Origin of the sequence: Nocardiopsis listeri NBRC 13360 (genome assembly GCF_001570765.1) — a bacterium.
Taxonomy (GTDB): Bacteria; Actinomycetota; Actinomycetes; order Streptosporangiales; family Streptosporangiaceae; genus Nocardiopsis; species Nocardiopsis listeri.
The window spans coordinates 1-4,078 of sequence record NZ_BCSH01000117.1; the positions used below are offsets into that span (position 1 = coordinate 1).

4 protein-coding genes are annotated in these 4,078 nt (G+C 67.4%); 2 read left to right on the forward strand and 2 right to left on the reverse strand.

Translation table 11 applies throughout. The features are described 5' to 3' along the window. Nucleotides 1-645: S41 family peptidase (locus tag NLI01S_RS26535; RefSeq protein WP_263363348.1), on the forward strand; the 645-nt coding region annotated here is incomplete at its 5' end. A 7-nt stretch (nt 646-652) separates the two neighbouring features. Here NLI01S_RS26535 and NLI01S_RS24665 read toward each other — a convergent pair. After that, entirely contained in the window at nt 653-2,116 is a 1,464-nt protein-coding gene (locus NLI01S_RS24665; protein ID WP_067609290.1) for a SulP family inorganic anion transporter, read from the reverse strand. A 199-nt stretch (nt 2,117-2,315) separates the two neighbouring features. Then, nucleotides 2,316-2,912 carry a TetR/AcrR family transcriptional regulator gene (locus NLI01S_RS24670; RefSeq protein WP_190318589.1) on the reverse strand — a complete coding sequence of 199 codons (597 nt, stop codon included), beginning with the start codon at nt 2,910-2,912 and terminating at the stop codon, nt 2,316-2,318. Nucleotides 2,913-3,009: 97 nt separating this feature from the next. On the opposite strand from NLI01S_RS24670, the gene NLI01S_RS24675 reads away from it, so the two are divergent. Beyond that, nucleotides 3,010-3,924 (forward strand): alpha/beta hydrolase family protein, encoded by a 915-nt coding sequence (locus NLI01S_RS24675; protein WP_067609293.1) that lies wholly within the window; start codon nt 3,010-3,012, stop codon nt 3,922-3,924. The last annotated feature ends 154 nt before the right edge of the window (nt 3,925-4,078 follow it).

Below are 4,078 nucleotides of genomic sequence, written 5' to 3' on the forward strand. Positions count from 1 at the left end.
TCCCGGACCGGCGAAGGGACGAGAGCGACCTCGCACATGTCCGGCGGTGCCCACATGTGGGGTGGCGGCCACATGAGCGGGGGCGCCCACATGTCCGGTGGTGACCAGATGGCCGGCAGTGGGCCCCTGTCCGACGAGAAGAACGAGAGCGACGGCGGTGACGGGTCCGCGGCCCCCACCGCCGGCCCCGGACTCGTTCCGACCGAGAAGGCACCGGAGACGTCGGCGACGGCGTCGGTTCCGGGAGCTGCGGCGGTGTCGACGGCCCCGACCAAGCGGACCATCGACGGCCCCGAGGCCGATCCGGTGGACCTGATGGCGGCCTCCGGCGGCGGGCTCCTGTGGCCGGCGATCGCCGTACTTCAGGACGACATGACCGGTTCGAGCGGCGAGGCCGTGGTCACGGCGTTCCGCGGACTCGACGGGGTCGAGTCGTTCAGTGTCCCGAGCGCCGGCTACACCTCCGGAAACGCGGTCCATCGGTTGCACGACGGCGCCATGCTCGCCATGACCACCAGTGTCTATGTCGACCGCGACGGGGTGAGCCTGGATGAGAAGCCGATCCGACCCGACCACGAGACCTCGGCCGAGGCCGCCGAGGAGACGGCCCTGGAATGGCTCGCCGACCAAGGCTGCCAGGGGTGAGCCCGGGTCAACCGAGTGTTCCGGTGAGACGGCTGTGGAAGTGGGTCGAGTTCTCGTCCAGTCCGATGAAGTGCACGTCGATGCCGTGATCGGCGTACTTGGTCTGCACCGAATCAAGGGCGGCGACCGTCGAGGCGTCCCAGATCTGCGCCGCCGAGAAGTCGACGCTGACCGACGCCGGGTCCTCCGCATAGGAGAACTGCTCGACGAGATCGTTGCTGCTGCCGAAGAACAGGGGACCGCGCACGGTGTAGATGACGGCCTCCGTACCCGCGACGCGCTCGACGGTGACCACGTGCGCGACCCTGCGCGCGAACAGCACCATCGCGAGCAGCACACCCACGCCGACACCGATGGCGAGGTTGTCCGTCGCCACCACGACCGCGACGGTGACGAGCATGACGCTCGTCTCCGAGCGCGGCATTCGCTTGAGCGTCGAGGGCCGCACGCTGTGGAAGTCGATGGTGGAGACGGCGACGACCATCATCACGGCGGCCAGGGCCACCATGGGGATCTGCTCCATGACGTCCGACAGCACCGTGACCAGGGCCAGGAGCACGACTCCGGCGACGAACGTGGAGATGCGGGTGCGGGCACGGCCGAGCTTCACGTTCACCACGGTCTGGCCGATCATGGCGCAACCGGCGATGCCGCCCCAGAAGCCGGCGAGGATGTTCGCGACGCCGAGCCCCCATGATTCACGGCCCTTGTCGGACTTGGTGTCGGTGATGTCGTCCACGAGCTTGGCGGTGAGCAGGGTCTCCATGAGTCCGACGAAAGCGACGCTGAGCACCGTCGGCCCGATGATGCGCAGTGTTTCGAGGTTCAGCGGAACCAGCAGCGGGGTCACTCCGGGCAGCCCACCGCCGACGGCCCCCTGGTCTCCCACCGTCGGAATGGTCATGTGGGCGACCATCGCGATCGAGGTGACGACGATGATCGCCACGAGTGGTGCGGGCACCGCCTTCGTGAGTCGCGGCAGGCCGATCACGATGAGGAGCGTGAGCGCGAACATCGGGTAGACGAGCCACGGCACGCCGATCACGTGCGGGAGCTGGGCGGTGAAGATGAGGATGCCCAGCGCGTTGACGAAGCCGATCATGACCGATCGCGGGATGAAGCGCATGAGCCGGGCCAGGCCCGTGACGCCGAACAGGATCTGCACGAGGCCGGCGAGGATCACGGTCGGCAGCAGGTATTCGGCGCCGTGCTCGTGGACGAGCGGCGCGACCACCAGGGCGACGGCGCCGGCCGCCGCCGTGATCATGGCGGGTCGACCGCCCAGGATCGACATCGACACGGCGAGCACGACGGAGGCGATGAGGCTCACCTTCGGGTCGACGCCCGCGATCACCGAGAAGGCGATCACCTCGGGGATGAGAGCGAGGGTCGTCACGATGCCGGCGAGTACTTCGGTGCTCAGAAGGCGCGGTCGATGAAGGACCTGGGAAGCGGTGGGAGATACGGTCACCGCACAACCCTATGTCAAGGCCATGGGTCTTTTTCTGTGACGAGTATCGCCCTCGGCGGGATCAGCGGATAACCGACTGGAAAAGCGTCCGGGACAAATAACGCGCTTCAGGGGACAACGGCCGTTCGCGAATCCGGCCACCTCATTTCCCGGAACGCGCCGAACAATGCGAAACGGACCGCGGAAACCCCCTCCCCATTCAAGTCTCGGCCGACTCCCCTCCCCCCACCTCTCTTCGGCGACATCCGACGAGCAGTCGGTCGACCATGGCCCGGGCGTCCTCACGGCCGTATCCAGGACCGAGGACGCACAGGTTCCCGATCGCGCGCATGAGCACATAGGGAGTGGTGTCCGAGTCGATCTCACCCGCCGCGACCCCGGCGTCGATCAGTGATCCACAGGCCGGGACCAATTCGTCGAGCATGAGGGTGTGCAGACTCTGCAGGCTCGAATCCTCGGACTGCAACGCCGCACCCAGCCCGTGTTTGGTCACGAGGAACTCCACGAACGCGTCGATCCATCGCGAGAGCGCCTCGACCGGAGCCATGGGGTCGGCCAGGAGGCGCGGGGCCAGCGCGGCGCATTCCTCGATCTGGTGCCGGTACACGGCGACGACCAGTTCCGCCCGGGTCGGAAAGTGGCGGTAGACGGTGCCCACCCCGACACCGGCGTGACAGGCGATGGCGCGCATGGGCGCGTTCACCCCCTGCTCGACGAACACGGCCGCCGCCGCGGTCAACAGGGTCTGGCGGGTGCGTTGCGCTCCCGCCGCACGCACGCCGATCGGCTCGGTCACTTCTCTCCCCTTGCTCGCGGAACCATGTTCCGCTAAGTTGACGGAACAGCGTTCCGCCAAATCCGGCAGGACCGCCCCCTCGGAAGAGAGCACCTCTATGCCTATCAACCCGTCCGAGCGGCAAATCATCACGGTCAGACCCATCATCGTCCCCTCAGCGGGCCGAGACATCGAACTGAGAGCGAAGGTCACCGCACCCGCGACCGGTGAGAACCTTCCCGTCATCGTGTTCTCCCACGGCAACGCCTGGTCGATGGACGGCTACGGGCCACTCGTCGACCTTTGGGCCACGGCGGGCTTCGTCGTCGTGCAACCGACCCACCTCGACTCCCGCCGGTACGGCTTCGGGTTCGACGACCCGCGATTCGGCACCATCTGGCGGACCCGGATCGACGACCTGCACGCGATCCTCGACGACCTCGACGGCATTCTGGCCAATGTGGGAGGACTGAACGACCGAGCCGACCACTCCCGCGTGGCCGTAGCCGGACACTCCTGGGGCGCCCAAACGGCCGGTACCCTGCTCGGCGCCCGCGTGTTCGACGCCGACGGCGTCCCCGGCGAGGGTTTCACCCACCCGGGCGTCAAGGCCGGCGTGCTCATCGCCGCGACCGGCACCGGGGACAGCCTCACCCCGTTCGCGGTCGAGCACCTGCCGTTCATGCGACCGGACTACTCCACCATGACCTCACCCGCCCTAGTCATCACCGGTGGCGAGGACCGGTCGGCGATGTCCACCCGGGGACCGGACTGGTTCACCGACGCCTACCATCTCTCCCCCGCCCCCAAGAGGCTGCTCACCATCCTCGACGGAGAACACACCCTCGGTGGCGTCGCCGGCGAGGCGGTTGCCGAGACCAGCGACGAGAACCCGGCCCGCGTCGCCCTCGTCGCCAAGGCCGTCGTCGGTTACCTTCTCGACGTGTTGGGCCTCGACCACGAACCGTGGAAGGAACTCGCCGAAGACACTGCCACCGGACACGACGCCTACCAGGTCGAGAGCAAGGAATAGGAGGGAGGCACAGAGAGTCTGCCGGTTGACGAACCTCTGCCGAGTGAAGGGCCCTACGCCTGAGATGGGTGAGGTGTCTCAGATCTTTGGGGTTTGGGGTTTGAGGTTTGGGCTTTGGGGTTGTTGGACGTCGCTTGGGTGTCGGATGTGTGGG